The organism is Sphingomonas sp. 10B4 (assembly GCF_035019905.1).
In the GTDB taxonomy this organism is placed as follows: Bacteria; Pseudomonadota; Alphaproteobacteria; order Sphingomonadales; family Sphingomonadaceae; genus Sphingomonas; species Sphingomonas glacialis.
In genome coordinates, this window is the sequence record NZ_JASJVC010000191.1 from 1 (window position 1) to 540 (window position 540).

A 540-nucleotide genomic window follows, 5' to 3' on the forward strand; every position below is an offset into this window, starting at 1 on the left:
GGGGCACTTGGCACGGGCCTGCGGCGACACCCGCATCCGGACGATGCAATCGTTCTCATCGCCCTCGATCAGTTCCCATCGGGTATTTGATTTGGCGGGAATAATAAAGTGGCGATCCGTGCCGTGCTGCGTCAAAGCACACAGGATTTCCGCAGACAGAAAGCCGCGATCGAAGACGGTAAGCGATTCATTGGGCACATCAGCGATCAACTGCTTTGCGTACAACATCTCATTGGTGCCGTAAGGGCCGAACGCGGCACTGTGAACGATATGCGTCGGCAAAGCGGTCAGTGTCACGCCGCGTACTTGCGGATAGCTGGCGAGAGCACCGCTGGCGTAAAGTTGGGCGCCGAAATGGCTCCGGTTCTCGACGTTGTCATGGGTGCGCAACGTGGTGCCGTCCATAGCAAACAGTTGCAGCCCTTTAAATAGATAGGCGCGGCGATCCTGGCCGCTCCAGTGACGGGCGGAGTGATCGAACAGCCACTTCAGCGGTTCGGAACCAAGGCGCTGGCGCGCCTGTGCCGCCGCACTCTTACT

General features: G+C 59.1%; 1 protein-coding gene. It reads right to left on the reverse strand.

Annotated features, from left to right (window positions below; translation table 11 throughout):
- Positions 1–540, reverse strand: a 540-nt coding sequence (locus QN347_RS19420) for an IS4 family transposase (RefSeq protein WP_323494348.1), incomplete at both ends; no start/stop codon positions are given.